Origin of the sequence: Rhodococcus erythropolis R138 (assembly GCF_000696675.2) — a bacterium.
Classification (GTDB): Bacteria; Actinomycetota; Actinomycetes; order Mycobacteriales; family Mycobacteriaceae; genus Rhodococcus_F; species Rhodococcus_F erythropolis.
On sequence record NZ_CP007255.1, the window covers coordinates 5,247,975 to 5,271,931 of the forward strand.

The 23,957-nt window shown below is 62.2% G+C and carries 26 protein-coding genes; 11 read left to right on the forward strand and 15 right to left on the reverse strand.

Features of this window, described 5'->3' with window-relative positions:
- Positions 1-153 precede the first annotated feature (153 nt).
- Positions 154-732, reverse strand: a complete 579-nt coding sequence (locus H351_RS24025; protein ID WP_020906750.1) for a type IV toxin-antitoxin system AbiEi family antitoxin domain-containing protein — start codon at positions 730-732, stop codon at positions 154-156.
- A gap of 127 nt (positions 733-859) precedes the next feature.
- Here H351_RS24025 and H351_RS24030 point away from each other — a divergent pair, with 127 nt between their 5' ends.
- Positions 860-1,630 carry an LmeA family phospholipid-binding protein gene (locus H351_RS24030; protein ID WP_029254824.1) on the forward strand — a complete coding sequence of 257 codons (771 nt, stop codon included), beginning with the start codon at positions 860-862 and terminating at the stop codon, positions 1,628-1,630.
- Here the strand turns inward: H351_RS24030 and deoC are convergent.
- Positions 1,627-2,292: a deoxyribose-phosphate aldolase gene (gene deoC / locus H351_RS24035; RefSeq protein ID WP_029254823.1), complete on the reverse strand. Its 666-nt coding sequence runs from the start codon at positions 2,290-2,292 to the stop codon at positions 1,627-1,629. The genes H351_RS24030 and deoC overlap by 4 nt on opposite strands.
- A 64-nt stretch (positions 2,293-2,356) precedes the next feature.
- Between deoC and purU the strand changes: the two genes are divergently transcribed.
- On the forward strand, positions 2,357-3,244 hold the full coding sequence (gene purU / locus H351_RS24040) for a formyltetrahydrofolate deformylase (RefSeq protein ID WP_003941509.1): 888 nt from the start codon (positions 2,357-2,359) through the stop codon (positions 3,242-3,244).
- Here purU and H351_RS24045 read toward each other — a convergent pair.
- The gene (locus H351_RS24045; protein ID WP_020968909.1) at positions 3,241-3,918 is read right to left on the reverse strand and encodes a GntR family transcriptional regulator; all 678 of its coding nucleotides are present in this window, start codon (positions 3,916-3,918) and stop codon (positions 3,241-3,243) included. The two genes, purU and H351_RS24045, sit on opposite strands and share 4 nt — an antisense overlap.
- Positions 3,919-4,092: 174 nt before the next feature.
- Between H351_RS24045 and H351_RS24050 the strand changes: the two genes are divergently transcribed.
- The 3 genes from H351_RS24050 to H351_RS24060 are packed head-to-tail and all read left to right on the forward strand — an operon-like array spanning position 4,093 to position 6,991.
- Complete coding sequence (locus H351_RS24050) at positions 4,093-4,845, forward strand: HpcH/HpaI aldolase family protein (protein WP_020968908.1); 753 nt, start codon at positions 4,093-4,095, stop codon at positions 4,843-4,845.
- Complete coding sequence (locus H351_RS24055; protein WP_003941494.1) at positions 4,842-6,206, forward strand: MFS transporter; 1,365 nt, start codon at positions 4,842-4,844, stop codon at positions 6,204-6,206. Before H351_RS24050 ends, H351_RS24055 begins: the two co-directional genes overlap by 4 nt.
- A complete protein-coding gene (locus H351_RS24060) occupies positions 6,194-6,991 on the forward strand; it encodes a carbon-nitrogen hydrolase family protein (protein WP_003941519.1) in 798 nt (265 codons plus the stop codon). The genes H351_RS24055 and H351_RS24060 overlap by 13 nt, the downstream gene beginning before the upstream one ends.
- Here H351_RS24060 and H351_RS24065 read toward each other — a convergent pair.
- The 5 genes from H351_RS24065 to H351_RS24085 all read right to left on the reverse strand — a co-directional run bounded on the left by H351_RS24065 (position 6,988) and on the right by H351_RS24085 (position 11,291).
- Positions 6,988-8,019 (reverse strand): alpha/beta fold hydrolase, encoded by a 1,032-nt coding sequence (locus H351_RS24065; RefSeq protein WP_021333908.1) that lies wholly within the window; start codon positions 8,017-8,019, stop codon positions 6,988-6,990. The two genes, H351_RS24060 and H351_RS24065, sit on opposite strands and share 4 nt — an antisense overlap.
- 168 nt (positions 8,020-8,187) lie before the next feature.
- Positions 8,188-8,484, reverse strand: a complete 297-nt coding sequence (locus tag H351_RS24070; RefSeq protein ID WP_003941505.1) for a DUF2516 family protein — start codon at positions 8,482-8,484, stop codon at positions 8,188-8,190.
- Positions 8,485-8,580: 96 nt separating this feature from the next.
- A complete protein-coding gene (locus tag H351_RS24075; RefSeq protein WP_019744417.1) occupies positions 8,581-9,408 on the reverse strand; it encodes a heparin-binding hemagglutinin in 828 nt (275 codons plus the stop codon).
- Positions 9,401-9,907, reverse strand: a complete 507-nt coding sequence (locus H351_RS24080; RefSeq protein ID WP_029254821.1) for a helix-turn-helix domain-containing protein — start codon at positions 9,905-9,907, stop codon at positions 9,401-9,403. The genes H351_RS24075 and H351_RS24080 overlap by 8 nt, the downstream gene beginning before the upstream one ends.
- Positions 9,908-10,010: 103 nt before the next feature.
- Positions 10,011-11,291 (reverse strand): DUF445 domain-containing protein, encoded by a 1,281-nt coding sequence (locus tag H351_RS24085; RefSeq protein WP_046378191.1) that lies wholly within the window; start codon positions 11,289-11,291, stop codon positions 10,011-10,013.
- Between the two features lie 170 nt (positions 11,292-11,461).
- Between H351_RS24085 and H351_RS24090 the strand changes: the two genes are divergently transcribed.
- Complete coding sequence (locus tag H351_RS24090) at positions 11,462-12,196, forward strand: TetR/AcrR family transcriptional regulator (RefSeq protein WP_003941527.1); 735 nt, start codon at positions 11,462-11,464, stop codon at positions 12,194-12,196.
- A 57-nt stretch (positions 12,197-12,253) separates the two neighbouring features.
- Positions 12,254-13,108: a polyphosphate kinase 2 family protein gene (locus H351_RS24095; RefSeq protein WP_019744420.1), complete on the forward strand. Its 855-nt coding sequence runs from the start codon at positions 12,254-12,256 to the stop codon at positions 13,106-13,108.
- 16 nt (positions 13,109-13,124) lie between these two features.
- Here H351_RS24095 and H351_RS24100 read toward each other — a convergent pair whose 3' ends face one another.
- The gene (locus H351_RS24100) at positions 13,125-13,346 is read right to left on the reverse strand and encodes a hypothetical protein (RefSeq protein WP_020968904.1); all 222 of its coding nucleotides are present in this window, start codon (positions 13,344-13,346) and stop codon (positions 13,125-13,127) included.
- Positions 13,347-13,460: 114 nt separating this feature from the next.
- Here H351_RS24100 and H351_RS24105 point away from each other — a divergent pair, with 114 nt between their 5' ends.
- Positions 13,461-14,030 carry a DUF2231 domain-containing protein gene (locus H351_RS24105; protein ID WP_029254819.1) on the forward strand — a complete coding sequence of 190 codons (570 nt, stop codon included), beginning with the start codon at positions 13,461-13,463 and terminating at the stop codon, positions 14,028-14,030.
- 22 nt (positions 14,031-14,052) lie between these two features.
- Here H351_RS24105 and H351_RS24110 read toward each other — a convergent pair whose 3' ends face one another.
- Positions 14,053-14,466 (reverse strand): DUF6292 family protein, encoded by a 414-nt coding sequence (locus H351_RS24110; protein ID WP_003941464.1) that lies wholly within the window; start codon positions 14,464-14,466, stop codon positions 14,053-14,055.
- A gap of 120 nt (positions 14,467-14,586) precedes the next feature.
- Here H351_RS24110 and H351_RS24115 point away from each other — a divergent pair, with 120 nt between their 5' ends.
- Positions 14,587-15,855: a glycosyltransferase gene (locus H351_RS24115; protein ID WP_020906742.1), complete on the forward strand. Its 1,269-nt coding sequence runs from the start codon at positions 14,587-14,589 to the stop codon at positions 15,853-15,855.
- Positions 15,856-15,926: 71 nt separating this feature from the next.
- Here H351_RS24115 and H351_RS24120 read toward each other — a convergent pair whose 3' ends face one another.
- Positions 15,927-16,370, reverse strand: a complete 444-nt coding sequence (locus H351_RS24120; protein ID WP_020968900.1) for an STAS domain-containing protein — start codon at positions 16,368-16,370, stop codon at positions 15,927-15,929.
- A gap of 391 nt (positions 16,371-16,761) precedes the next feature.
- Here H351_RS24120 and H351_RS24130 point away from each other — a divergent pair, with 391 nt between their 5' ends.
- Together H351_RS24130 and H351_RS24135 are read left to right on the forward strand one after the other, a co-directional pair.
- Positions 16,762-17,193 (forward strand): ATP-binding protein, encoded by a 432-nt coding sequence (locus tag H351_RS24130; protein ID WP_020968899.1) that lies wholly within the window; start codon positions 16,762-16,764, stop codon positions 17,191-17,193.
- Positions 17,190-17,984 (forward strand): RNA polymerase sigma factor SigF, encoded by a 795-nt coding sequence (locus H351_RS24135; protein WP_020906739.1) that lies wholly within the window; start codon positions 17,190-17,192, stop codon positions 17,982-17,984. The genes H351_RS24130 and H351_RS24135 overlap by 4 nt, the downstream gene beginning before the upstream one ends.
- A 15-nt stretch (positions 17,985-17,999) precedes the next feature.
- Here H351_RS24135 and H351_RS24140 read toward each other — a convergent pair whose 3' ends face one another.
- From H351_RS24140 to aceA, 4 genes are all read right to left on the reverse strand, one after another.
- Positions 18,000-19,040, reverse strand: coding sequence for an NAD(P)-dependent alcohol dehydrogenase (locus H351_RS24140; protein WP_019744429.1), 1,041 nt, complete (start codon positions 19,038-19,040; stop codon positions 18,000-18,002).
- 72 nt (positions 19,041-19,112) lie between these two features.
- The gene (gene metE / locus H351_RS24145; protein ID WP_019744430.1) at positions 19,113-21,419 is read right to left on the reverse strand and encodes a 5-methyltetrahydropteroyltriglutamate--homocysteine S-methyltransferase; all 2,307 of its coding nucleotides are present in this window, start codon (positions 21,417-21,419) and stop codon (positions 19,113-19,115) included.
- 91 nt (positions 21,420-21,510) lie between these two features.
- Complete coding sequence (locus tag H351_RS24150; RefSeq protein WP_003941541.1) at positions 21,511-22,407, reverse strand: 3-hydroxybutyryl-CoA dehydrogenase; 897 nt, start codon at positions 22,405-22,407, stop codon at positions 21,511-21,513.
- Positions 22,408-22,591: 184 nt separating this feature from the next.
- Positions 22,592-23,881, reverse strand: coding sequence for an isocitrate lyase (gene aceA / locus H351_RS24155; protein ID WP_003941533.1), 1,290 nt, complete (start codon positions 23,879-23,881; stop codon positions 22,592-22,594).
- Between the last annotated feature and the right edge of the window lie 76 nt (positions 23,882-23,957).

Genomic DNA, 23,957 nt, shown 5'->3' on the forward strand with positions numbered 1-23,957 from the left:
AAGTCCCGAAGTACTGGTCCAGATATCGCTCCACCTGCACTGAAGAGAGAATATTCGCCCCGAAGTAGCGCATTTCAAATCTCTGATATTGGTGTCATATTCGATTTCGAACGTGATGCCAGAAGGTCGCAGAAGCATAGAATTCAATCTCGATTACAGGCTTGCGGCGAGCGCCAACTCCACTCGGACGGCAACGTCGATGCTCGCGTTTTCACACGAGAGATACAACTCGTGCGCGTCGAGTCGACCTATCGCTACCGCATCGGCGACTACTTCATTGAGCAGAACTTGAGAAATTCCACCGGATGCGAGGTCGTGCACGGTGCGCAAAGGCGTGGTGATGCGGATGGGTCCAATCTGTTCGCACTCGTCGTCCGCGAGCGGCAGTCGGTGCAGGGCGACTTGGCGGGTCGGCGCCGCGAGTGGGTGCGCTGTCGAGAGATGAATAAAGCGAGGTTGCAGGTGCCCGAGGCCATGTAGATCTGCGGCGCTGTAATGCGAGACGGTGGCGCTACCGGCGAACCACGTGCACCACTTCGCAAATTCGTCCAAGGCAGTATGTCTGACGCGTTCGAGGCGAAAGAGTCCGCGGCACTCACATGTCCATGTTCCGGATTCCGTCATCTCCTCCATCGACGCCAGACCGAAACCCAGTTCGGACGCTTGGAGAGCCGTGACGAATCCACACTGTCGCAGCGCAAGCAGCTCGAGTGATTCGTAGTCCGAAGCCATGACCACCTCCGGTGACCGTCGAAAACGCCGTTTCGAACAGACTACGGGCGACTGTGTCGCGCATCACAGGAATGAGGAAGTGCGTATTCACAGAGTTCGTTCAGACTCGTCGGGAAGAATCTGGCGAATGACTGTCGCAGCGAACAACCCTCGTCCGCGCAACCGAGTGCTCGTCATCCTTCTCGTGGTGATCGCCGTGCTCGTGGCGGCACTCGTCGGTGGAGAACTGTACGTACGCAACCAGGTGAAGACCTGCATGGCCGATCAGTTCCAGAGCGAACTGGGATCCCAGGTCGACGTCGGGTTGAGCTGGAAGCCCGTACTCCTGCAGGCAGTCGACAAGAAGGTGCCGTACATCAGCATCGACAGTGACGACTCTTCGTTCGGCCCCGCAACGGGCATGCAGGTTCACGCGAAGGTGAACGACATCAACTTGCAGCCCTCGGCGGGTAACAGCGGCACCATCGGCAGCTCCAGCGCCGACGTCACCTGGTCTACCGCAGGCATTCTCGCCACCTTGCAGGAGCAGACCTTCGGTGGCCTCGTCTCCGGCGTCACCGCCGACTCGAGCGCCGGAACACTCGCGTTCGACGTCGGACCGGTCGGGCTCGCGAAGCTCACGGTCAAGCCCACCGTCACCAACGGTGTGGTCGACGTTCAGACCGTCGGCGCCGAGATTCTCGGATTGGGTCTGCCGACAGACCTGGTCGACGGCATCGTCCAGACACTCACCGACAGCCTGCAGACGTACCCGCTGGACATGAAGCCCACCAAGCTGACCGTTACCGACGACGCAATCCAGATCTCACTGGAGGGCGGCGCTTACGCCATGCCCGTCGCCGACGCGAACAACCAGAACGCCTCGGCGGTGCCGGACAGCTGCGGCCTGCTGACCTAGTCGGTCAGACCGTCCAATACTGCTCCGGTTCCGGACAATCCGAGACGGGTGGCGCCGGCCGCAATCATGTCGAGTGCGGCCTGCGTCGTACGTATTCCGCCACTGGCCTTGACTCCCACGCCTGGGCCGACCGTCCGTGCCATCAGTTCGACGGCCTCGACCGTCGCCCCACCCGCGGGGTGGAAGCCGGTGGAGGTCTTGACGAAGTTCGCCCCGGCGCGCACGGCCGCGCGGCAGCATTCGACGATGGCCTCGTCGGACAGCGCTGCGGTTTCGAGAATCACTTTGAGGATCGCACTCTCCCCCATCGCCTCACGGACGGTGAGGATGTCTGCGAGCACAGCGCTGTAGTCGCCGGCGACCGCCGCTCCTACGTCGATGACCATGTCGATCTCGGTAGCGCCCTGATCGACGGCCAGTCGCGCTTCGGCACCCTTGACCAGTGAATGATGCTTCCCCGACGGGAATCCGACGACGGCCGCCGTCACCAGTCCGTCGGCGCGAATCGGCAACATCGACGGCGAGACACAGACGGCCAGCACACCGAGACTGCGCGCCTCGTCGATCAGGGCGGTCACATCGGCCGCGGTGGCTTCGGGTTTGAGGAGAGTGTGGTCCACCATCGCGGCAACCTGGGAACGAGTGAGTGCAGCTTCAGACATGATGGAAAGCTTGGCACACCACCACGCGACCGTCGCCGCAGCCGCACCTGAGAGACTAGGCCGCATGACCGCTGCACCTTCGATCGACGATCGTCGCTATGTTCTTTCCCTCGGCTGCCCCGACACCACGGGCATCGTCGCACGCATCTCGACCTTTCTCACCGACGTCGGTGGATGGATCGTGGAGGCCGCATACCACGCCGATGCCGACACCGGATGGTTCTTCACGCGTCAGGCGGTCCGTGCGTCGTCTGTGAGCATGAGCATCGACGAGCTTCGTGAACGGTTCAAAGCTGTTGCGGCCGAGATCGGTCCGGAAACCGAGTGGACTCTTCACGACTCCGGCGCACCCAAGAAGATCGTGCTGCTCGTGAGCAAGGAAGGTCACTGCTTGCATGACCTCCTGGGCCGCGCTGCGGGCGGAGAACTTCCGGCAGAGATCAGCGCCGTCATCGGAAATCACGAGGACCTGCGCAGTGTCACCGAGCGCCACGGGATCGACTTCCACCACGTTCCGTTCGCCAAGGACCCGGCCGAACGGGGACCGTCCTTCGAGAAGGTCCGCGCCCTGGTCGACGCCCACAACCCCGACGCCGTGGTTCTTGCACGCTTCATGCAGGTGCTTCCCGAATCACTGTGCGAGCACTGGGCCGGCCGCGCGATCAACATCCACCACAGCTTCTTGCCGTCGTTCATCGGTGCCCGCCCCTATCACCAGGCGTTCGCCCGCGGCGTGAAGTTGATCGGCGCCACCTGCCACTACGTGACCGCCGAACTCGATGCCGGTCCGATCATCGAGCAGGACGTGATCCGCGTCGACCACGCCGACGATGTCGCCGACATGGTCCGCCAGGGTCGAGACATCGAAAAGCTCGTGCTCTCACGCGGACTGCGCTGGCACCTCGAGGATCGTGTTCTGGTCCACGGGCGCAAGACGGTCGTATTCAGCTAAGGCTGATCGGCAGGCAAGAGGGCAAGGACCTCCGGTACCGGCCGGAGGTGTGCGGCCAGAATTTCGAGAGCCTTGTCTGCATCGGATTCGTCCAGCGCCTCAACCAAGGCACGATGCTGCGCATTGATCGTGTCCAGGCGGTGCGGTCCCACGTTCAGGGCGCGCACCGCAACTCTCTGTTGCCGTGACCGGAGCGACTCGTAGAGTTCGGTCAGTACCGAGTTCTGTGCAGCTCTGACCATCGCAAGATGGAATTGCCGGTCGAGACCGGAAACCTCGAACCAATCACGTTCGCGCCCTGCAGCTTCCATCGGTTCGATCAGCTCGATCATTGACGTCGGCGCGCCGAAGCCTCGGGCACACAGCACCGTCACCGCGTGACCCTCGATCAGTTGCCGGCTCTGGTAGACCTCTTCGAGCTCACGGGCTGTCACGGTTCGGACCTGCGCGCCCTTGCGCGGCAGGAGAGTGATGAACTTTTCGGCGGCCAGCCGATGGAATGCCTCTCTGACCGGCGTACGGGACACCCCCATGGTCCCGGAGACCCACAGCTCGTCCAGGAATCGCCCCCCTTCGATCGATCCACGAATGATCTCGTCCCGCAACCAGACGTAGACGCGGTCGCGTGCCGGCCCCTGGGTGGCTGACGGGTCGGCAGTTGCCGGTGTCGACATCACAATCCCTTCGCACTGGCGTCCGCCGGGTTGACGAACTTGTAACAAATTCACCATACCGACTCTGGACACACCAAGTATTCTCTGTGTATACATGACGTATACAACAGCTGTGCGGGTCGTCACACCGATCAGATCAGTCGTAAAATCCCTACTGCCAAGGAGCCCACCAGCATGTTCAGCACTCCCGCCGACCGCCGTCACGCGATCTGGCTGTCCGATCCGAGCTTTGCCGCAGCAGAAATTGCGCGTGGGCTCGGCTACGGCGCGGTGATCCTCGACATCGAACACGGGTCGTTCGACCTTGCCGACCTCGAGCGATTCATCCCCTTCCTTCGCGGCCTGGACATGGAGGTTCTCGCGAAAGTACTGGGACCCGAGCGCGGACCCATTCAGCAGGCTCTCGACTTCGGCGCCACTGCCGTTGTCATTCCGCACATCGAAAATGCTTCCCATGCAAAGGAAGTCACTGCGTTCGCCAAATTCCCACCGCTAGGCGACCGTAGTTTCGCCGGCGGGCGCACGACCAACTACGGCGGTTTCACCGACGACTGGGTCCGTCGCCAGGACACCTTCACCCGTTGCTACCCGATGATCGAGGATGCCGGAGCAATCGAGAACATCGCAGACATCCTGGCACTGGACACCGTCGACGGCGTCTTCGTTGGCCCGTCCGATCTTTCGCTGCGCCGAGAACGCGGTGCATACACACGTACCGAGGGCGATTTTGCCGACCTCGCTATCGTTGCCGCAGCGGCAGCCGAAGCAGGCAAGCCGTGGGTACTGCCGGCGTGGAGCGTGGAAGAGAAAGAATTTGCCGTCCGACACGGCGCTGATCAGATGGCGTTGATCATGCAGCACGGTGCCCTCGCTGCCGGCTTTGCCGGACCGCTCGATCAGATCACTCGGATTCGGGAGTCTCGATGACAACACAAACCTCGGAACCCGGCTCGTCACCGATAAAGGCGGCCGTCCCGCCGAAGATCGGCCGTGCCCGTTGGGGTATCGCCGGAGTTCTCGGCGTCGGCATGTTCGTCAACTACATCGACCGCGTGAACCTCTCCATTGCCGCACCGGAGATCATGCGCGACTTCGACATCAGCGCTTCGCAAATGGGAATGGTCTCGTCCGCGTTCCTGTGGACGTACGCCATGCTCCAGATGCCGATCGGTTCGTTCATCGACCGCATCGGCGTGCGGTGGGTCAATCGAGCTGCCGCGTTTCTCTGGGCCGTGGCGTCGTTCGCCTCCGCTGCGGCAGGTGGACTGGGAATGCTCCTGGTCGCCCGACTCGTCCTCGGTGTCGGCGAAGCGCCTACTGTCCCGGCCGGCTGGAAAGCAATCGGCCAATGGTTCCCGAAGCAGGAGCGTGGGACCGCGACTTCCATCTTCGACGGGTGTGCCAAGATCTCGAACGTGATCGGCATCCCGATCATGGCGTTCTTGGTCACGACGTTCAGCTGGCACGCGGCCTTCATCTTCACCGGCATCCTCTCCGTGGCCTACCTCGCGATTTGGTGGCTGCTGTATCTGACGCCCAAAGAGGCACTGGCGAAAGGTCGGCTGAGCCAAGCGGAGTTCGACTACATCCGCGAGGGCGGCGCCGAAGACGAGGACGCAGAAACCAGCGGTTCGCTCAATGGTCTGGGCTACCTCCTGCGGCGACGCAAGACTTGGGGACTCGCACTCGGGTACGCGTCCTATACGTACGCCTACTACGTGCTCTTGACCTGGCTCCCCGCCTACTTGGAGAAGAGTTTCGGGGTCAACCTCCTCAAGGGCGGCATCTACACGATGATCCCGTGGCTCGTCGCCGTGATCGCACAGTTCCTCATCGCCGGCATCCTGATGGACAGGTGGTTGGCCAAAACGGGTGACGTCACCAAGGTCCGCCGTACGGTCCTCGTGGTCAGCCTCCTGGCATCACTTGCTGTCACGGGAGCGGCATACGCGGGATCGATCGCAGTCGCCCTGATCTTCCTCTCGATCGGAGCAGCAGGACTGGCAGTGTCGGTCCCCGCAGGTTCGTCCATCGTGGCGCTCATTGCGCCTGAGGGATACACCGGGTCGCTCGGCGGCATCGTCAATTTCGTGGCGAATCTGCTCGGAATCGCGGCGCCCATCGTGACCGGCATGGTGGTCGACGCCACCGGTTCGTTCGCCGGCGCGTTCATCGCGACCGGTGCGGTACTCATCGGCGGAATCTTCTGTTACACCGTGGTGCTCGGCAAGATCGAGAGAATGCCGGCGCCCCAAGCCCAGAAAGGCACAACCACATGGTCGACGTAGCAATCGCACAGTACGCCCCAGGACTCGACAAGCAGTCGAATCTCGAGCAACTCACGAAACTGGCGAGCGAAGCGGCGGAATCCGGCGCTCGCATCGTGGTCGCTCCCGAGTACGCGATGTTCACGGCTCCGAGCATGGACTCACGTTTCGTCTTGACCGCCGAGTCGCTCGACGGCGAATTCGTCTCAGCGCTGGCAGACCTCGCAACAACTCTCGGCATTCACATAGTCGCCGGGATCAACGAGGCAGTTACGGGCTCCGACAAGATCTCGAACACCTTGGTCGCCCTGGCCCCGAAACTCGGTGTCGTTGCGATCTACCGAAAGCTGCACCTGTACGACGCTTTCGGTTACAAGGAATCGGACGTCGTCCGTGCCGGTGAGATTCACGACCCCGAAACCTTTGTCGTGGAAGACGTCCGGTTCGGTCTTCAGACTTGCTACGACCTTCGCTTCCCGGAAACGACACGACGGATCGTCGATGCAGGCGCCGACGTTCTCCTCCTCCCGGCAGAGTGGGTGCCCGGCCCGTTGAAGGAAGATCACTGGACAACTCTCGTCCGCGCCCGCGCGATCGAGAACACGATCTACGTCGCGGCGGCCGACCAATGCGCACCGGCGGGATCAGGCGCGAGCATGATTGTGGATCCGATGGGCGTCATCGTCGCATCTCTGGGAGAACGCGTGGGTATGGCGACTGCAACCGTCTCCCTCGAACGAATCGCGGAGGTTCGGATGAAGAATCCGGCTCTCGAACTACGCAGATTCGGAGTCACCGCGCGCTAGAGATTGCGCAGTCGCACGATTTCCTTGTCGAACTCGTCGATGTTCTCGATCGACGACATGTGACCGACGCCCGGCAACACGATCAACCGTTCGAGGTTGCCGGCGTCGTCGAGGACCTGCGCAAGCTTGCGCGCATGGACCGGCGGAGTGAGCCGATCGAGCGAACCGACGAGCACGGTGGTCGGCACTTCGAGATTGTCGAGTCCCTCGTGAATGTCGAGGGTGCTCAGCGCTGCTCCCCAACCGCCACGAATACGCGGCTTGCACTCACGAACGATGTTCTCGCAGAACTGAATCTCGGCCTTGGTCGCGTTCGGTGACATCGAGACGTACTGGATCGCCTTCGTCATGGCGCCCGAGGAGACAAACGGAACGGGCGAACTGAGGATGGCGCGGCCCACGGGGACCGGCACCCGAGGAAAGCGATTGGGCAGTGGGATGACCGTGGTCTCGGCGATCAACCTTTCACTCGCGGTGCTCGCGAGCATGACCGCCGACGCGTACTTCTTGACCTCGTCGGGGTGACGACCAGCCCAGGCGATGATGCTCATCCCGCCCATGCTGTGACCGACGATGACCGCCTTCTTGTCCTCGCGAACCGTGGCTGCCAGCACGGCAGAAAGGTCGTCGGCGAGGACGTCCGGGCCGAGCGGAAGATTACCGACGGTGCTGCGTCCGTGACCGCGCTGATCGTAGGTGATGACGCGATATTCACCGGCAAGCGCATTGACCTGCGGGTACCAGAATTCGGTTGAGCACGTCCAGCCGTGACTGAGAACGATCGGATCGCCGTCGACGGGACCGTAAGCCCGGACATTGATGATCGCACCGTCGTCGGTGGTCAGTTCACTGATATCAGCTTTGAGCGTCGGAGTCTTCAGGAGTGCGTTGGGCTCGACGTCGCTCGAAAGAGTCAACCCGCGCGTGGATCGCCGATGACGGATCCCAGCGACTGCCGCGACGAGTGCTCCCACTCCGACGGCGCCTGCCAGTACTCGAAGCTCTGTGGTGCGCGAACGACTGGACATGCATTTACCCCTGACTGCTGCTGACGACAGACGGATGCAATCTATGTGTGACTGCCGTTAACCGACACTATCACTCGAACAACGCGCGTTGTCAGCGTTGGAGCGAAGAGTGGGGCAACACACCGTGACCTGGAACCGCGTCACCGGATGAGCAGAAACCGCGGCCCACTACCAGCGGGAACCGCCATGCTGGATGTCGTCCACGCGCGGTCGAACGTCGACGAGATATACACACACTGCAACAACCGCGATGATGCCCAGGAGACCGACAGGGGATGTCGCCAGCAGGATCAACGCCGCAACGATGAGAATTCCGAGCCAGATCGGCTTGGTCAATTTGTTGACCGCGGTAAAGGCGTCCGGACGCTGCCTGACGGCATGAACGATCGCGTAGACAGCACCCACCAACGCGAGCACTTTCAGTGCGAGAAAGATCAGACCGACTAGCCCATCGACTTGAGTCACAACTACATCCTAAGTTCTCATCCGGTTCCCGACGAACACGAAGGCTCCCACACTCGGCTGAGCGCGGGAGCCTTCGTCAGGTGGAGCTGGGCAAAATCAGGCCTTCTTGGCCGGAGCAGCCTTCTTGGCCGGAGCCGGCGCGGTGGCCTTGGCCGGAGCAGCCTTGGCCGGTGCAGCCTTGGCCGGAGCAGCCTTCTTGGCGGCGGTGGTTGCGCGCTCCTGGACGTCGGACGCAGCAGCGGTCACGCGAGCGGCAGCTTCCTTGGAAGCCTCGTCTGCCTGGTCACCGAGGTCGAGGACCTTCAGTGCAGCCTCGTCGCCTGCATCGGCGATCTTCTCGCCGGCGTCAGCGATCTTCTCGCCGACCTCTTCTGCGGTGTCGGAGATGCGTCCGGCGGCGCGGCCGGCCAGCTTGGCAGCCTGCTCGCCCACGGCGCGCGTCTGACGAGCAACGGTTCCGAGTGCATCTTCGGTCAGCTCGACGGCGTCGCCGAGTGCCGACTCTGCAGCAGCGATGCCCTCTTCGACTGCGGGCTGCTTGCGGATGCGCTCGACTGCGTCTTCGCCACGCTCTGCGAGGGAGTTGTACAGATCGCCGGCAACCTTGAGGTATGCCTCGGCGACCTTGCGGAGTTCCTCGGGTGCGAACTTCTCTCGCAGCTCGGCGAGCTCTTCGGGCAGCTCGGACGGCAGGCCGGCGAGACGCTCGCGCAGTGCCTCGACGCTCTCGGCAACGTCACCCTGAACGGAAGCAAGCTTCTCGCGGGCACCGTCGACACGGCCGTTGACGTCACCCTGGGTGTTCTCGGCGCGCTCACGAACCTGAGCGACTACATCGGCCACGGCCTGGACAACCAGGTCGCCTGCGCCGACAGCGGCGTAGAGCGAGGTCTTGACGCTGTCGATGGCGTTCTTGTCAGTCATCTTGTTCTCCTAGTGAAGTCTCGGTGTCTAAAATTGCGGCCGATTCAGCGAAATCGGGCGCTGCGGCTGGTCTGGACGACTCGTTCTCGCGACAGAACGAGTCGTAGATTTCGAGCAGTACTTGCTTCTGCCGTTCGTTGATGGCCGTCTCGGCCAACACCGCGTCCCTGATGGGACTGTGCGGGCGTTGTTCGAGATATCCCGCTTGGACGTACAGGACTTCTGATGAGACTCGAAGACCCTTGGCGATTTGCGCCAGTACGTCTGCCGACGGTTTACGCAATCCGCGTTCGATCTGACTCAGATACGGATTGCTGACGCCGGCGAGTTGAGCAAGTTGGCGCATCGAAACTTGGGCGGCTTCCCGCTGTGCACGAATGAACCCCCCGATGTCGTGTGCCGCAGAGCTGACGACGCGAGCTGCCAAGTCGCTTGCTCCGGCTGCGGCACCGGATAATTCACGATCTCCGTCATCGGAGTTCGTCGACTTCGCTGGCATTGCGTCCTCCCTTTCCAGTGGACATTTCCCAGGATAGGAGAGGGTGCTAACTATTGCAAGCACTACTGCTAGCACTCGTGGTGGACGTCACATACCGGACAGCTCAGCCGAAGATGAGCGTCGAAATCGTGTAGATCAGCAGCCCGGCGATAGATCCGACAACGGTGCCGTTGATACGGATGAACTGAAGATCTCGACCGACCTGCAGCTCGATCTTCTGGCTCGCTTCGTCGGCATCCCACCGCTCGACCGTGTCGCTGATGACTCCGGTGATCTCGTCGGTGTAGTTCTCCGCGATGTACTTGGTGCCCTGCACCAGCCAGCCGTCGACCTTCTCACGCATGGATTCGTCGTCTCGCAGCCTGATTCCGAAGCCGGCCACGTTCTCGGCGACCTTGGTCCGCAGGGTGCTGTTCGGATCGTCGACCGACTCCATGATGAGGCGCTTGGCGACCTGCCACGTCGAGGACGCCAGACCCGTCACTTCCTCGCGGCCCATGATCTCCGCCTTGATCCCTTCGGCCTTCTTGATGGTCTCCGGGTCGTTCTGCAGATCATCGGCGAAGTCGATCAGGAAGCGGTTGGCGGCGAGACGTACCTCGTGTTCCGGGTTGGAACGGACCTTCCAGGTGAACTCGACGAGTTCCTTGTAGATCTTCTCCCCCAGCATCGCGTCGACGAATTTCGGCGACCACGCCGGCGAATCGCGAACGATCACACGGTCGATCGTCTCCTGGCTGCCGAGTGCCCACTGATGCGCGCGCTCGGCAAGCAATTCGATGATCGGCAGTTGCTTGTTGTCCTTGAGCAACTCCCCGAGCACTCGGCCGATCGGCGGTCCCCACATGGGCTCGGCCAGCCGCTTCACGATCGTGTTGTCGATGATCTGGGCAATGTCCTCGTCGCGAAGAACCTCGACCATCCCGCGCAATACCGTCGACGTCTCGGCGGCGACGCGAGCGGCATTGGCAGGTTCAGCCATCCACGTACCGAGGCGGAGCGGAATCTGCGCCTGCTGCACCTTGGCCGACACAACCTCGGGAGCCAGGAAGTTCTGACCGACGAACGAGCTCAAACTGGCTCCGAGCTGGTCTTTCTTACGCTTGATGATGGCAGTGTGCGGGATGGGAAGCCCCATCGGATGACGGAAGAGCGCGGTGACGGCAAACCAGTCGGCAAGCGCGCCGACCATGCCCGCCTCGGACGCGGCCCGGACGTACCCGACCCACTCTCCGGCGCCGCGGGATTCCTGCCACCGGCAGAAGATGTAGACCACCGTCGCGAAGCCGAGGAGGCCAGTGGCGAAGACTTTCATCTTGCGAAGGTCCCGACGCTTGGCGGCGTCGTCGAAGGCGGAGAGGCTCAGTTGCTGCACCCTCGCCATTGTGCCGAAAGGTGTGACGCGGCGTAGCGCGAGCGACACGATGTCCGATTCGCTAGGACTTAATCCCCCGAACTGCGGATGTGAGTGCCCGAGATAAAGGCACGGACATTAAGCTGGACCAGAAAGTAGACCGATCGGACGTGGCTCGCACCACAGATATGAGATGACTCGTGGCCAAGAATGCCGTGCAGGACAACGAGCAGGTAGACGGCCCAGTCGTTGCTGATGCGAAGCCCGAGAAATCCGACGGTCGCAAGCGTCGGTGGCGCGAACACAAGATCGCTCGCCGCGAGGAACTCGTCGACGGCACCATCGCTGCTATCCGGGCACGCGGCCGTGAGATCGGCATGGACGAGATCGCCTCCGAGATCGGTGTGTCCAAGACCGTGCTCTACCGGTACTTCGCCGACAAGAGCGACCTCACCACCGCCACGATGATGCGGTACGTCGAGACCATCCTGTCGCCGCGTATCTACGAAGCGATCAGCGGTGATCTCGACGATTTCGAACTCACCCAGGCCAGCATCACCGCGTACGTCGAGACGGTGGCGTCCGACCCCGACATCTACCTCTACGTCATGGCCAACGGCGCCGGCGCCAACCGCGACGTCGTTGCCGATTCCGAGCGCATGATCGCCGAATTGCTCTCCACGGTGTTGGGCAATCGTCTTCGCGAGATGGAGATGGATTCCGGCGGTTCCCTGCCGTGGGCGTTCGGGATCGTCGGCGGAATTCAGCTCGCGACGCACTGGTGGATCTCCAACAAGTCGATGTCCGCAGAATCGCTGATCGACTACCTCACCATGATGACGTGGGGCGGCATCACCGGCATTGCTGCGGTCAACGGATCACCGGCCAAGTTCAAGTCCGTTCCGCATCCCCTCGTCAAGCCTGCCGAGGACTGACTCGCCCGAGACCGAACTTTCGAGCCACAGGGGTCGATCCTGTGGCACTCTTTCGGCATGGCACAAGACTCGCTGTGGGAAACACCGGCCGCCAAGACACTGCGGGCGGAGCCCGGGTTCGAACTCGATCAACTCGATCGCAACAGCACTCCGGGATTCACCGGAAACAAAGCTGACGGCGAACGTCTACTCGAGGAGCGCGGCGCGGTCCTGTCCGACCTGCAGGAGTTGCTCTACGCCAACGGCAGGTCCGGGGACAGCCGTTCCATCCTGCTGGTCCTGCAAGGAATGGACACCGCAGGCAAGGGTGGCATGGTCCGACACGTGATCGGTCACGTGGATCCTTCGGGAGTTCAGCACGCGGCCTTCGGCGTCCCGACCGAAGAGGAAAAGCAACATCACTACCTCTGGCGGATCAAGAAGGAACTCCCCCGCGGCGGCTATCTCGGTGTGTTCGATCGCTCCCACTACGAGGACGTCCTGGTCGTGCGTGTCCACGATCTTGTCCCTGAGGATGTCTGGAGCGCGCGCTACGACGAGATCAACCAGTTCGAGAAGGAACTCGTCGACGCCGGAACCACCATCGTGAAGGTGGCGATGTTCGTCTCGCTCGACGAGCAGAAGAAGCGGCTCGAAGAGCGTCTCGACCGCCCGGACAAGTACTGGAAGTACAACCCGGGTGACGTGACCGAACGCGGTTTGTGGCCTGCATATCAACAGGCGTATCAGGCAATGCTCGACAAGACGTCGACCGAGCACGCGCCGTGGTACGTCGTGCCGTGTGATCGGAAGTGGTACAGCCGAATTGCGGTCACGGAGCTACTGATCGACGCTCTGGAAAAGCTCGATCTCGACTGGCCGCCTGCCAACTTCGACATCGAGGCGGAGAAAGCGCGACTGGCACAGTCCTGATCAGAAGCAGTCCTGATCAGAACAGGTGTGGGGATTCGCGGTGCACTTTGTGGTCGTGATGAACGGTGCTGGTGTACAGGGCAACCGCCAGTCCGATGGACGCGACGCCGGCGAGCCCGGCAATCAACGCCCAACCACCGTGCCCTGAACCGGCGGCCACGAGAAAGCTGCCGAGACAGACAACTGTGGCCAGCACCAGGAAATACGACGCCCACGCTGCAAAGAGATTGAGCTTCATCGTTCGCTCCTCCGGTCGGATCTCTTTCGTTTCGACCGTACGCCGGAGCATGACGGTCGACAAGACACTCCTGTCGTGAGGTTTCCCGACGTCTACGCCGGGTAGCCGAATTGCATGGACATCGGAACTCTTTACCGCGGAATCGAATCGGCGCGCGGACTGGACGGTCCGTCCACTGGCATCAGACGCAGAATCCTCGAGATCACCGAGCGATCCGACAGATCGCGTACTGTCGCCGCACTTCTGCGCGGCGCCCTCGTCGGGCATCCCATCCATCCCGCCCTCGTGACCATTCCCGCGGGCGCATGGACGGCTTCGCTGATCTTCGACGTGTCAGGCGATCCGCAGACTGCACGACGGTTGATCGGGCTCGGGCTGGTCTCGACGCCGCCGGCTTTGCTGACGGGCTGGCTGGACTGGTCCGAACGTGGCGACGTCGCACGCCGTGTGGGGCTGGTACACGCCGCGTCGAATGCTGTGGGGATCTGGTCTTTTGCCGCGTCGTACTGGCTGCGCGGCAAGGATTCACTCGCGCTGGCGCGAGTTCTGTCGGTGCTGGGCCTCACCGCGGTCGGTGTCGGTGGCGCGCTCGGCGGTCACATCGTTTTCAAACTCATGGACGATCCTGCCGTCGAGGCTACAGCGACTCCGGTTCTCGATCCCATCCTGGATGTGGTCAACTGAGCTGATCGGACCTCAATACTATTCAGGCGTAAGCACTTCCGGAGTAGCTCCGTAGTTCTCGCGCGGTCTCGTCCGAATCCGCCAGTGGCCTGTTCATGACCCAGTGCGGGCTGCGCGTGCCCAGTGTCGCGGCAAAGTCGGCGACGGCGTCCGGGGTCGGCACTGCGTGTTCGCCCAGATATCCGAGAACGATGAGGTCCTCCCCTGAACGAGTCTCCACGGCCAGGGCCCAACCGCACGTCTCCTCCCACAGCAACGCCACCTCACGCCCAGGGAAACGCGGCACAGTTCGATCCAACGCGATGTAGGCCTCCAGAGGATGCTCGCGCCTGCAACACCATTGCTCTATGCCGGCCCCCACGCCGACCGCCACCCGTTGTACGTACCGCTCGAACCCGAGTCCGACGGTTGCGTCGACCAGCATTTGTTCTGTCATCGAACCTCACTCCTCGCCATCGTGTTTGGAATGTGCCCAGCGCTGACCGCGCCGAAACCCGGTTCAGATCACGGACTCCGGGTATCCCCAGACGAACCGATCAAGTGGAGAGGGGACCCGATGAAGTACTCGCCCGCTATGGCTCCCGGACGAATGCTGAAGATCTCCATGGTGTCGGTGAACGCCGATCCACTCGCACCGGTGGGCTGCTCGGCAGCCGGTGCACAGAACCTGCACGTCGACGAACTGTCCGCGGCCCTGGTTCGCGCCGGACACGATGTCACCGTCTTCACCAGGCGGGCACACGTCGGTGGACCGGACCGCGTTCGCGCCCGCGCCGGGTACTCCGTCGACTATCTCGAAGCCGGCCCGACACACGCTCTCCCGGACGCCGAAATACTCCCCCACCTGGGCACCTTTGCCAGCATTCTGCGCGCTCAGTGGAGTACCGACCGACCCGATGTGGTGCACTCGCACTTCTGGATGTCTGGTGTGGCAACGGAACTCGCGACCCGCTCACTCGGCATCCCCGTACTTCAGACATTCCATTCCCTGGGATCTGCGGCGCACCGACACCTCGGAGCAGCCGACGACAGCCCCTCGGAGCGGACTCACCTGGAACCGTTGATCGCCAGGGGCGCAACCCATGTCATCGCGACAAGTTCGGACGAAATCTTCGATCTGGTTCGGCAGGGATCACCACGATCACGGACCACGATGGTGCCCTCGGGTGTCGATACCGAAGCGTTCACCCCGGAGGGACCCGCCGCGAAGAAGACCGCGCCGCACCGATTGATCTGCGTCGGAAGGCTGGTGGAGCAGAAGGGCTTCGATGTTGCCGTCGCCGCGCTGGCTTCACTGCCGGACACGGAGTTGGTGGTGATCGGCGGGCCACCCGTCGCGCAACTGAGCACCGACGAGGTTGCGATCCGCTTGGTCAAGCTCGCCGAGCGGCTCGGCGTCGCAGATCGAGTCCAATTACTGGGACGGGTTCCGCACCGCCAACTACCGAAACTGATGCGGTCGGCCGACGCCCTCGTATGCACCCCCAGATACGAACCTTTCGGAATCGCGGCGCTGGAAGCGATGGCGTGCGGCGTTCCTGTAGTCGCGACTCCTGTTGGCGGACTGCGGGATACGGTGATCGACGGACTCACGGGGCGTCGGGTGCCGGTGAACAGCCCCGTGGAAACCGCGCGCGCGGTCCGGCATCTTCTGGACGACGAAGACGAGGGCGCGGCGTTTGCACGGCAGAGTCGGGCCCGAGCGTGCGAATCGTATTCATGGGATCACGTCGCCACCGAGGTGGTCCGAACCTACGGCCGCTGCGTCACAGCACCGCCGAGAGCCCGCCAACACAAGGGCACTCACCGAAGTGAAGTGCACTGACGCTGACGGGCTCTACGAAGCTGATTTCTCGAATCTGTAGGTGACTCGAAACTATCGGCGAAAGGGCGGTATCAAGCCGGGAAACGTCGGGTCTCTTCGAGTCCGATTGCATGATCCAGCGACTCGTAGCAGGCAAACATCGACTCCTGACCAGCTGCTTTGAGTAGCCTCTGAACCGGGCGGGCGCAGACGAGCGCGAGTGTGCCGCCCACGTCGCGTGATCGCGTCGACAGGACCGACAGCACGGACAAGCCGCACGTCCCCATGAATTCGAGTTCGGAGAGATCGACAACCAGCGTCCGGTCCGCGGCAACGTGGTACGTCAAGAAGTCACGAAAAGCATTGGCGCTCATCAGGTCGATCTCGCCACGAACGTGGATCACAGCGGTATGTGCACTGATGCGGTGCGCGTGAAACGATGCGGTCGCTGTCCCGGTCGCGGGAGGTCCGTAATCTACCGATCCCTTCGCCGCGTTCGTAAAGCCTGAAATAGATGATCCTGGAACAACAGTCATGGTTCTCCCATCCCGCAACGGTTTACACTCTGCAAAAGAGAAGGGACCTCCGAAGGAGCCGCACGATGAACGGGTCTCCAGAAATACGGATAAATCCCTCATCGGCTGTGTGCTCAACCTCGGTTTGAAACAGTACGCCAGCATGACCGGCGTCACAAGTGCGTTGCGACCATTCGTTTCGGTGTTCCGAACAAAAATGTGGTTTGGTCTGCGGTTCCGCGAGGTAATCCGATGTTGCGATCGCCAACGGTCGTGAGCAGAATCGTGTCGTTTACCCCGGCACCACCATCGACCAAATTTCGTGTTCGGGGGTCACTGTGAAGGTCGAGATGGGTATCGTTCTCGGCACCAGACTTCACCGCGACCCCTGGTACGACGATCCGGAGAACTTATGGCACACCTCAGCGCACTCGAGCCCGATCAGGATCAGACTCAGCCAGTTGTGGAGTTGAGGATTCAAGCGACTCTCGATCAGCTGTCGATTTTGCGTGCACTGGCCGCCACTGTTGCCATTCAGGAAAACTTCGACCTCGACGCCATCGCCGACATCAAATTGGCCATGGACGAAATCTGTACGCATCTGATTGTTCGTGCTGCGCCTGATTCGGTTCTGGTGTGTCGGTTCGTGTTCACTCCCCCGCAACTGCACGTATCCGTATCGACGACAACCACGGAGTACGAGGACAGCACTCAGCGATCGTTCGGGTGGCACATCCTCACCGAACTCACCGATTCGATTTCGCTCGACCAGGAAGAGAACCTCGGCGGCGTCGGCTACATCACGACCATGAAGTTCACCAAGGCCCTCAGCGGGCGCCTGTGACCGCTTCCGCAGACGGCCCGTCACGCCCGCGCCGGCGGTCCACCGACGAATATCGGGACGTCATACCCGTTTTCGAGGAAATGCGGACCCTCGAGCCCCACAGTCCGGAGTACGAACGAGTGCGCACCGCACTGATAACCAGGTGCCTACCGTTGGCCGAACACATCGCCAGACGATTCGACGGACGCGGCGAGGCACACGACGATCTGGTTCAGGTGGCGCGCCTCGGTCTGGTCAACGCCGTCGACCGTTTCGATTCCACGCGCGGATCCGATTTCGTCTCGTTCGCGGTTCCCACCGTGATGGGCGAAGTTCGACGACACTTCCGCGACACCGGTTGGGCATTGCGGGTTCCACGCCGGATGAAGGAGTTGCACTTCCAACTCGGGCAAGCCATCAGCGAGCTGTCACAACAACTCGGGCACGCGCCGACCGTCGACGAGTTGGCTGAGACGTTGGGGATCGAACGTGAAGAAGTTGCCCAGGCGTTGATCGCCGGCAACGCGTACCAGACCGTCTCGGTCGACGGTGCCGCGTCCAATCACACCGACGATCTTCCGCTCGTGGAAACACTCGGTGACTACGACGCAGCACTCGAGAACGTCGAGAATCACGAGGCATTACGTCCACTTCTCGACAAGCTGCCCGAGCGAGAGCGGACGGTGTTGATGCTCAGATTCTTCGGAAACCTGACGCAGACACAGATCGCCGAGAAGGTCGGTGTGTCCCAGATGCACGTGTCGAGGTTGCTCGCGAAGACACTGAGTAATCTTCGCGAGCAACTCGACTGAGCGGGACCGAGCGGGTCAGATTGTTGCGGTGTCGATCACGAATCGGTATCGAACGTCGCTCTTGATTACGCGCTCGTAAGCGTCGTTGATATCGCTCGCCGGAATCAGTTCGATTTCTGCACCGATGCCGTGCTCGGCGCAGAAGTCGAGCATCTCCTGCGTCTGCGGGATACCGCCCACCATGGAGCCGGCGAGGCTACGACGGTTTGCGGCGAGCGAGAATGCTCGAACTTCGATCGGCTTCTCCGGCAGGCCCAGTTCGACGAGCGTGCCGTTGATGGCGAGCAAGGACATGTAGGCGTCGATATCGAGATTGACCGAGACCGTGTTGAGGATCAGGTCGAACTCGCCGCGAAGAGCCTTGAACGTCTCACGGTCATTGGTCGCGTAGTAGTGATCGGCGCCGAGACGAAGGCCGTCTTCCTTCTTGCCGAGCGTCTGGCTCAGGACGGTAACTTCCGCGCCGAGCGCCTTGGCGATCTTCACACCGACGTGACCGAGGCCGCCGAACCCGATGATGGCGACCTTCTTGCCGGGGCCGGCATTCCAGTGCCGCAGCGGTGAGTACAAGGTGATGCCGGCGCACAGCAGCGGCGCGGCAACGTCGAGTTCGATGCCCTCGGGGATCGAGAGAACAAAATGCTCGGTGACGACGATGTGCGTCGAGTAGCCACCCTGAGTGCGCTCGCCGTCGCGTCCGGTGGCGTTGTATGTACCGGTCACACCCTTGCGGCAGTACTGCTCTTCGCCGGCCAGGCAGGCGTCGCACTCTCCGCAGGAGTCGACGAAGCAGCCGACGCCCACGCGGTCGCCGACTTTGTGCTTGGTGACATCCGAACCCACCGCGGCGACGACGCCGGCGATTTCGTGTCCGGGGACGATCGGGTACTTGGCTCCGCCCCACTCGTTGCGAGCGGTGTGGATGTCGGAGTGGCAGATGCCGGCAAATTTGATGTCGATGAGAATGTCCAGTGGACCGAGCTCGCGGCGTTCGACGGTGGTCTTCTCGAGCGGACCGTCAGCGGACGTCGCGGCGTAAGCAGCAGCAGTAACCATGCACACATGCCTACCCGTGCATGGAGGGACCTGCAAATCGCAGGCCCCTCCATGACGTGTTCTTGACGTGACTTACCCGGCGTCGCGCTCCGCTTGTTCGGCGCGACGACGCAGGCGCCTCGCGGCCGCAACCATGTTGCGCAGCGAAGGCTCGAGCTGCCATGGATGGCGGGTCTTGAGGCCACCGTCCGGGTTGGCCCACAAACGATCGAGAGAGATCGATTCGCTTGCCTCGGTGAGCAATTCGTCGAGCTCGTCGATGTCGGGAATCCGAGCCGAACGAGATTCGTACACACCGGGGCCGACGCCGTGCGTGAGCGCGCCTTCCTTGAGTGCTTCGAGAACCCACGTGATGGAGCGGGTCGCGACGATAGCCGTCACATCGGCGTCCAACCGTTCGATGGCGTCGACCACCGACGACCGAGCGGAGTACGTCAGATGTGTGTGGATCTGTGTTTCCGGCTTCGCTCCACCTGTTGCCAGACGGAACGCGTCGACGGCCCACTCCAGGTAGGCCTCCCGGCCGTCCTCACGCAGTGGCAGCAGTTCACGAATTGCCGGCTCGTCCACCTGGATGATGGCGATTCCGGCAGCTTCGAGATCCGCGATTTCGTCTCGAATGACAAGTGCCAGTTGCTCTGCCGTTTCGTAGAGCGGCTGATCCTGACGAACGAACGAACGGGCGATCATGGTGACCGGACCCGTCAGCATGCCCTTGACCGGCTTGTCGGTCAGCGACTGCGCGTACGCAATCCATTCGACCGTCATCGGCTTCGGACGTGCAATGTCGCCGTAGAGAATCGGCGGACGCGTACAACGAGATCCGTAGGCCTGAACCCAACCGTTGTGCGTGAAGGCATAGCCCTCGAGCAGTTCGGCGAAGTACTGGACCATGTCGTTGCGCTCGTGCTCGCCGTGCACGAAGACATCGAGACCGATGTCCTCTTGCAGACGGATTGTGCGCTCGATCTCTTCCTGGATGCGCTTGTAGTAGTCGTCCCACTCCAAACGCCCCTGGCCGAGTTCGTAACGAGCCTGGCGAATCGCGTCGGTCTGCGGGAACGAACCCAATGTCTGGGCCGGAACCAAGGGCAGGTTCAACCGTTCCTGCTGGGCTTTACGACGCTCCTCGTACGGTGCACGCACACGATCTTCGGGCTTGATCGCGTTGACCCGAGCACGGACAGCGTGCTTGAGCTTGAAGTGCACCTTCGTCGGACGCTTACGCCACTTGTCCGAAGGACCTTCGGTGAGTGCCTTCGCCAGGGAGACGACCTCGCCGACCTTCTGCTTCGCAAAAGCCAGACGGTCTGCGACGTCTCCCGGAATGTCGTACTCGGAGAGCACGTCGTACGGCACGTGCAGCAGCGACGACGACGTGGAGACGACGAGGTCGGGCACAACGTCCTTGAGTTCGTTCAGGTACGTCAAGGTGTTGAACCGGTCGACGCGCCAGACGTTGCGACCGTCGACGACGCCCGCGTAGATGCGCTTGCGCTTGATGTTCGGCACCGCGGCCAGTTCCTCGGCCGTGATCTTGCCGTGCACCAAGTCCAGACCGAAGGCCTCGATCTTGGTGGGCGCCAAAATGTTGAGGGCTTCGCCGAACTTGCCGTACGGACCCGTCACCAACAGGCGTGGGCGGAGCGGAGCCGTCGACAGCTTCTCGTACGCACGTCCAAGAGCGGCTAGCTCCTCGGGGGTGCGGTCCTCGGTCACCGAAGGCTCGTCCAACTGAACACAGGTGGCACCGGCCTTGGCGAGCTGCTCGAAGAGCTTCTCGTACTCGGGCAGGAGCGCGTCCAACAAGTCGAGCGGGGTGAAGTTCGGATCGGACTTCTCGGTGGCAGGTCCGACCTTCGATAGCAGAAGCAGCGAGACGGGCCCCATGATGACGGGGCGCAATTCGATGCCGCGCGCCTTAGCGCGTTCGAACTCGTCGAGAAGTGCCTCCGAGTTGAGCGAGAACACCGTGTTCGCGTCGATCTCGGGCTGACGGTAGTAGTAGTTCGTGCCGAAGAAGCGCACCAGCTCGAGAGGCGGGAAGTCCGGGCGACCGCGGGCCATCGTGAAGTAGAAATCGAGCGGATCGAGGGCGCCCTCGAGCGGCTTGAACCGCTCCGGCACTGCGCCGAAGAGCAGCGCATTGTCGAGGACGTGATCGTAGAAGGAGAAGGTGTTGCCCGGAACCTGGCTCAGTCCCGTCGCAGCCAGTTCACTCCAGGTCGATTCCTGGAGTTCCTTGGCGACCGCGAGAAGTGCGTCCTTGTCCGAAGTGCCGTGCCAGTAGGACTCGAGGGCGCGCTTGAGCTCACGGCGCGGCCCGATGCGCGGATACCCCAGGACGCTGGAGCCGAATGCTGCAGTGCTGCTGGACATGCGGTCGACCTTTCTAACCGAGGGGCGCGAGCGCCCTGTGCGCCTTTGTGGTAGCCGGAACTACCAGAAAGGCGCACAGGGGCTTTGGGCCTTAGCTTGCCTGCTTGGTGGAGCGACCGTTGTCGGCGTATTCGTAGAAGCCCGCGCCGGACTTCTTGCCGGTCAATCCGGCTTCGACCATACGCAGGAGCAGCGGCGGAGCGGAGTACAGCGGCTCCTTGAACTCTTCGTACATGGAGTCGGCGATGGACTTGACGGTGTCGAGTCCGACCAGGTCCGTCAGAGCCAGCGGACCCATGGGGTGCGCGAGGCCGAGAACCGTTGCCTTGTCGATGTCTTCCTTGGTCGCGAAGCCAGACTCGACCATGCGGATCGCCGAGAGCAGGTACGGCACCAGGAGTGCGTTGACGACGAAGCCGGAGCGGTCGGCACTGCGGACGACCTGCTTGCCGAGGATGTCGCTGGCAAAAGCCTCGGCGCGCTGCGAGACGGAGGCACTGGTCTTGAGCGTCGTCACCAATTCGACGAGCGGCAGGACCGGAACCGGGTTGAAGAAGTGCATACCGATGACTCGCTCGGGACGCTTGGTCGAGATGCCGAGCTTCATGATCGGGATCGACGACGTGTTGGATGCGAGAACCGCATCCGGGTCCGTCACGACCGCGTCGAGCTCGGCGAAGATTTCGCTCTTGATCTTCTCGTCTTCGACGACGGCCTCCACGACGAGCTGGCGGTCCGCGAAATCTCCCAGATCGGAGGTGAAACGCAGACGCCATGCGGCCTGCTCACGCTCACGTTCTGTGATCTTTCCGCTGCTCACACCGCGGTCGAGCGAACGCAGGATGCGTGAACGCCCGGCTGCTGCAAGCTCGCGAGTCTGCTCGAAGACCAGAACATCGACATGTGCGCGGGCGCACACCTCGGCGATTCCGGCACCCATGATTCCGGCGCCGATAACGCCGACGCGCTGAATTTTTTCGCTGGTCACGTCAGCTCCTTGTTTGTCTCGTGGAGTTTGTCTGGTGAAGGTGTTGTAAAAGAAGCACTTCGAACTGCGTCGACGCTGGTGGCCGATGCAATCGGAACTGCCTTGAAGACGAGAGAAAGTAGTGCGGTGATACAAGCAGGGGAGAGACCCGAAGCCGAGCCTCTCCCCCACCCGAAGTCAGTTCTTAGTGGAACTGGCCCTCTTCGGTGGAGCCCTTGAGAGCTGCCGTCGAGGTGTTGGGGTCAACGGTGGTGGCGATGGTGTCGAAGTAGCCGGCGCCAACCTCACGCTGGTGCTTGATGGCGGTGAAGCCACGCTCTTCGGCAGCCTTGAACTCGCGCTCCTGCAGGTCGACGAATGCCGTCATGCCTTCGCGGGCGTAGCCGTAGGCCAGGTCGAACATGCCGTAGTTGAGCGAGTGGAAGCCGGCCAGCGTGATGAACTGGAACTTGAAGCCCATCGCGCCGAGCTCCTTCTGGAACTTCGCGATGGTCGCGTCGTCCAGGTGCGCCTTCCAGTTGAAGGAAGGGGAGCAGTTGTAGGCCAGGAGCTGGTCCGGGAATTCGCTGCGAACGGACTCGGCGAACTTCTTCGCAACCTCGAGATCCGGCACGCCGGTCTCCATCCAGATGAGGTCTGCGTACGGTGCGTAAGCCTTGGCGCGAGCGATGCAGGGCTCGATGCCGTTCTTGACGCCGTAGAAGCCTTCAGCCGTGCGGGTTCCGTCGAGGAACGGGCGGTCACGCTCATCCACGTCGGAGGTGATGAGGGTTGCAGCCTCAGCGTCGGTGCGGGCGATGATGACGGACGGAACGTCCGCAACGTCGGAAGCCAGGCGAGCCGAGGTCAGGGTGCGGATGTGCTGCTGCGTGGGGATGAGCACCTTGCCGCCGAGGTGGCCGCACTTCTTCTCCGAAGCGAGCTGATCCTCCCAGTGGACACCGGCAGCGCCGGCGCCGATCATGGCCTTCTGCAGCTCGTAAGCGTTGAGAGCGCCACCGAAGCCGGCTTCGGCGTCGGCAACGATCGGAGCGAGCCAGTTGCTGACGGAGGTGTCACCCTCGGTCTTGGCGATCTCGTCGGCGCGCAGCAGTGCGTTGTTGATGCGACGAACGACGGTCGGAACCGAGTTGGCCGGGTAGAGGCTCTGGTCCGGGTACGTGTGGCCCGAGAGGTTAGCGTCGCCGGCAACCTGCCAACCGGAGAGGTAGATGGCCTTCAGGCCGGCGCGAACCTGCTGCACAGCCATGTTGCCGGTAAGTGCACCGAGGGAGTTGATGTAGTCCTCGTTGTTCACGAGATCCCACAGGATCTCGGATCCGCGACGAGCGAGGGTCTGCTCCTCGACGACGGTGCCCTGGAGCTTGACGACCTGATCGGCCGTGTAGTTACGAGTAACGCCCTTCCAGCGAGGGTTGGTGTCCCAATCCTGCTGGAGCTCAGCTGCGGTCTTCGGGGTGCCGGTGGTCGACATCAAGACTCCATCTCTTTGATCTGCTGGTCCGGCCTGTTGTGAGCAGTACGTGCGTACTACTTCACATACTTGCCAG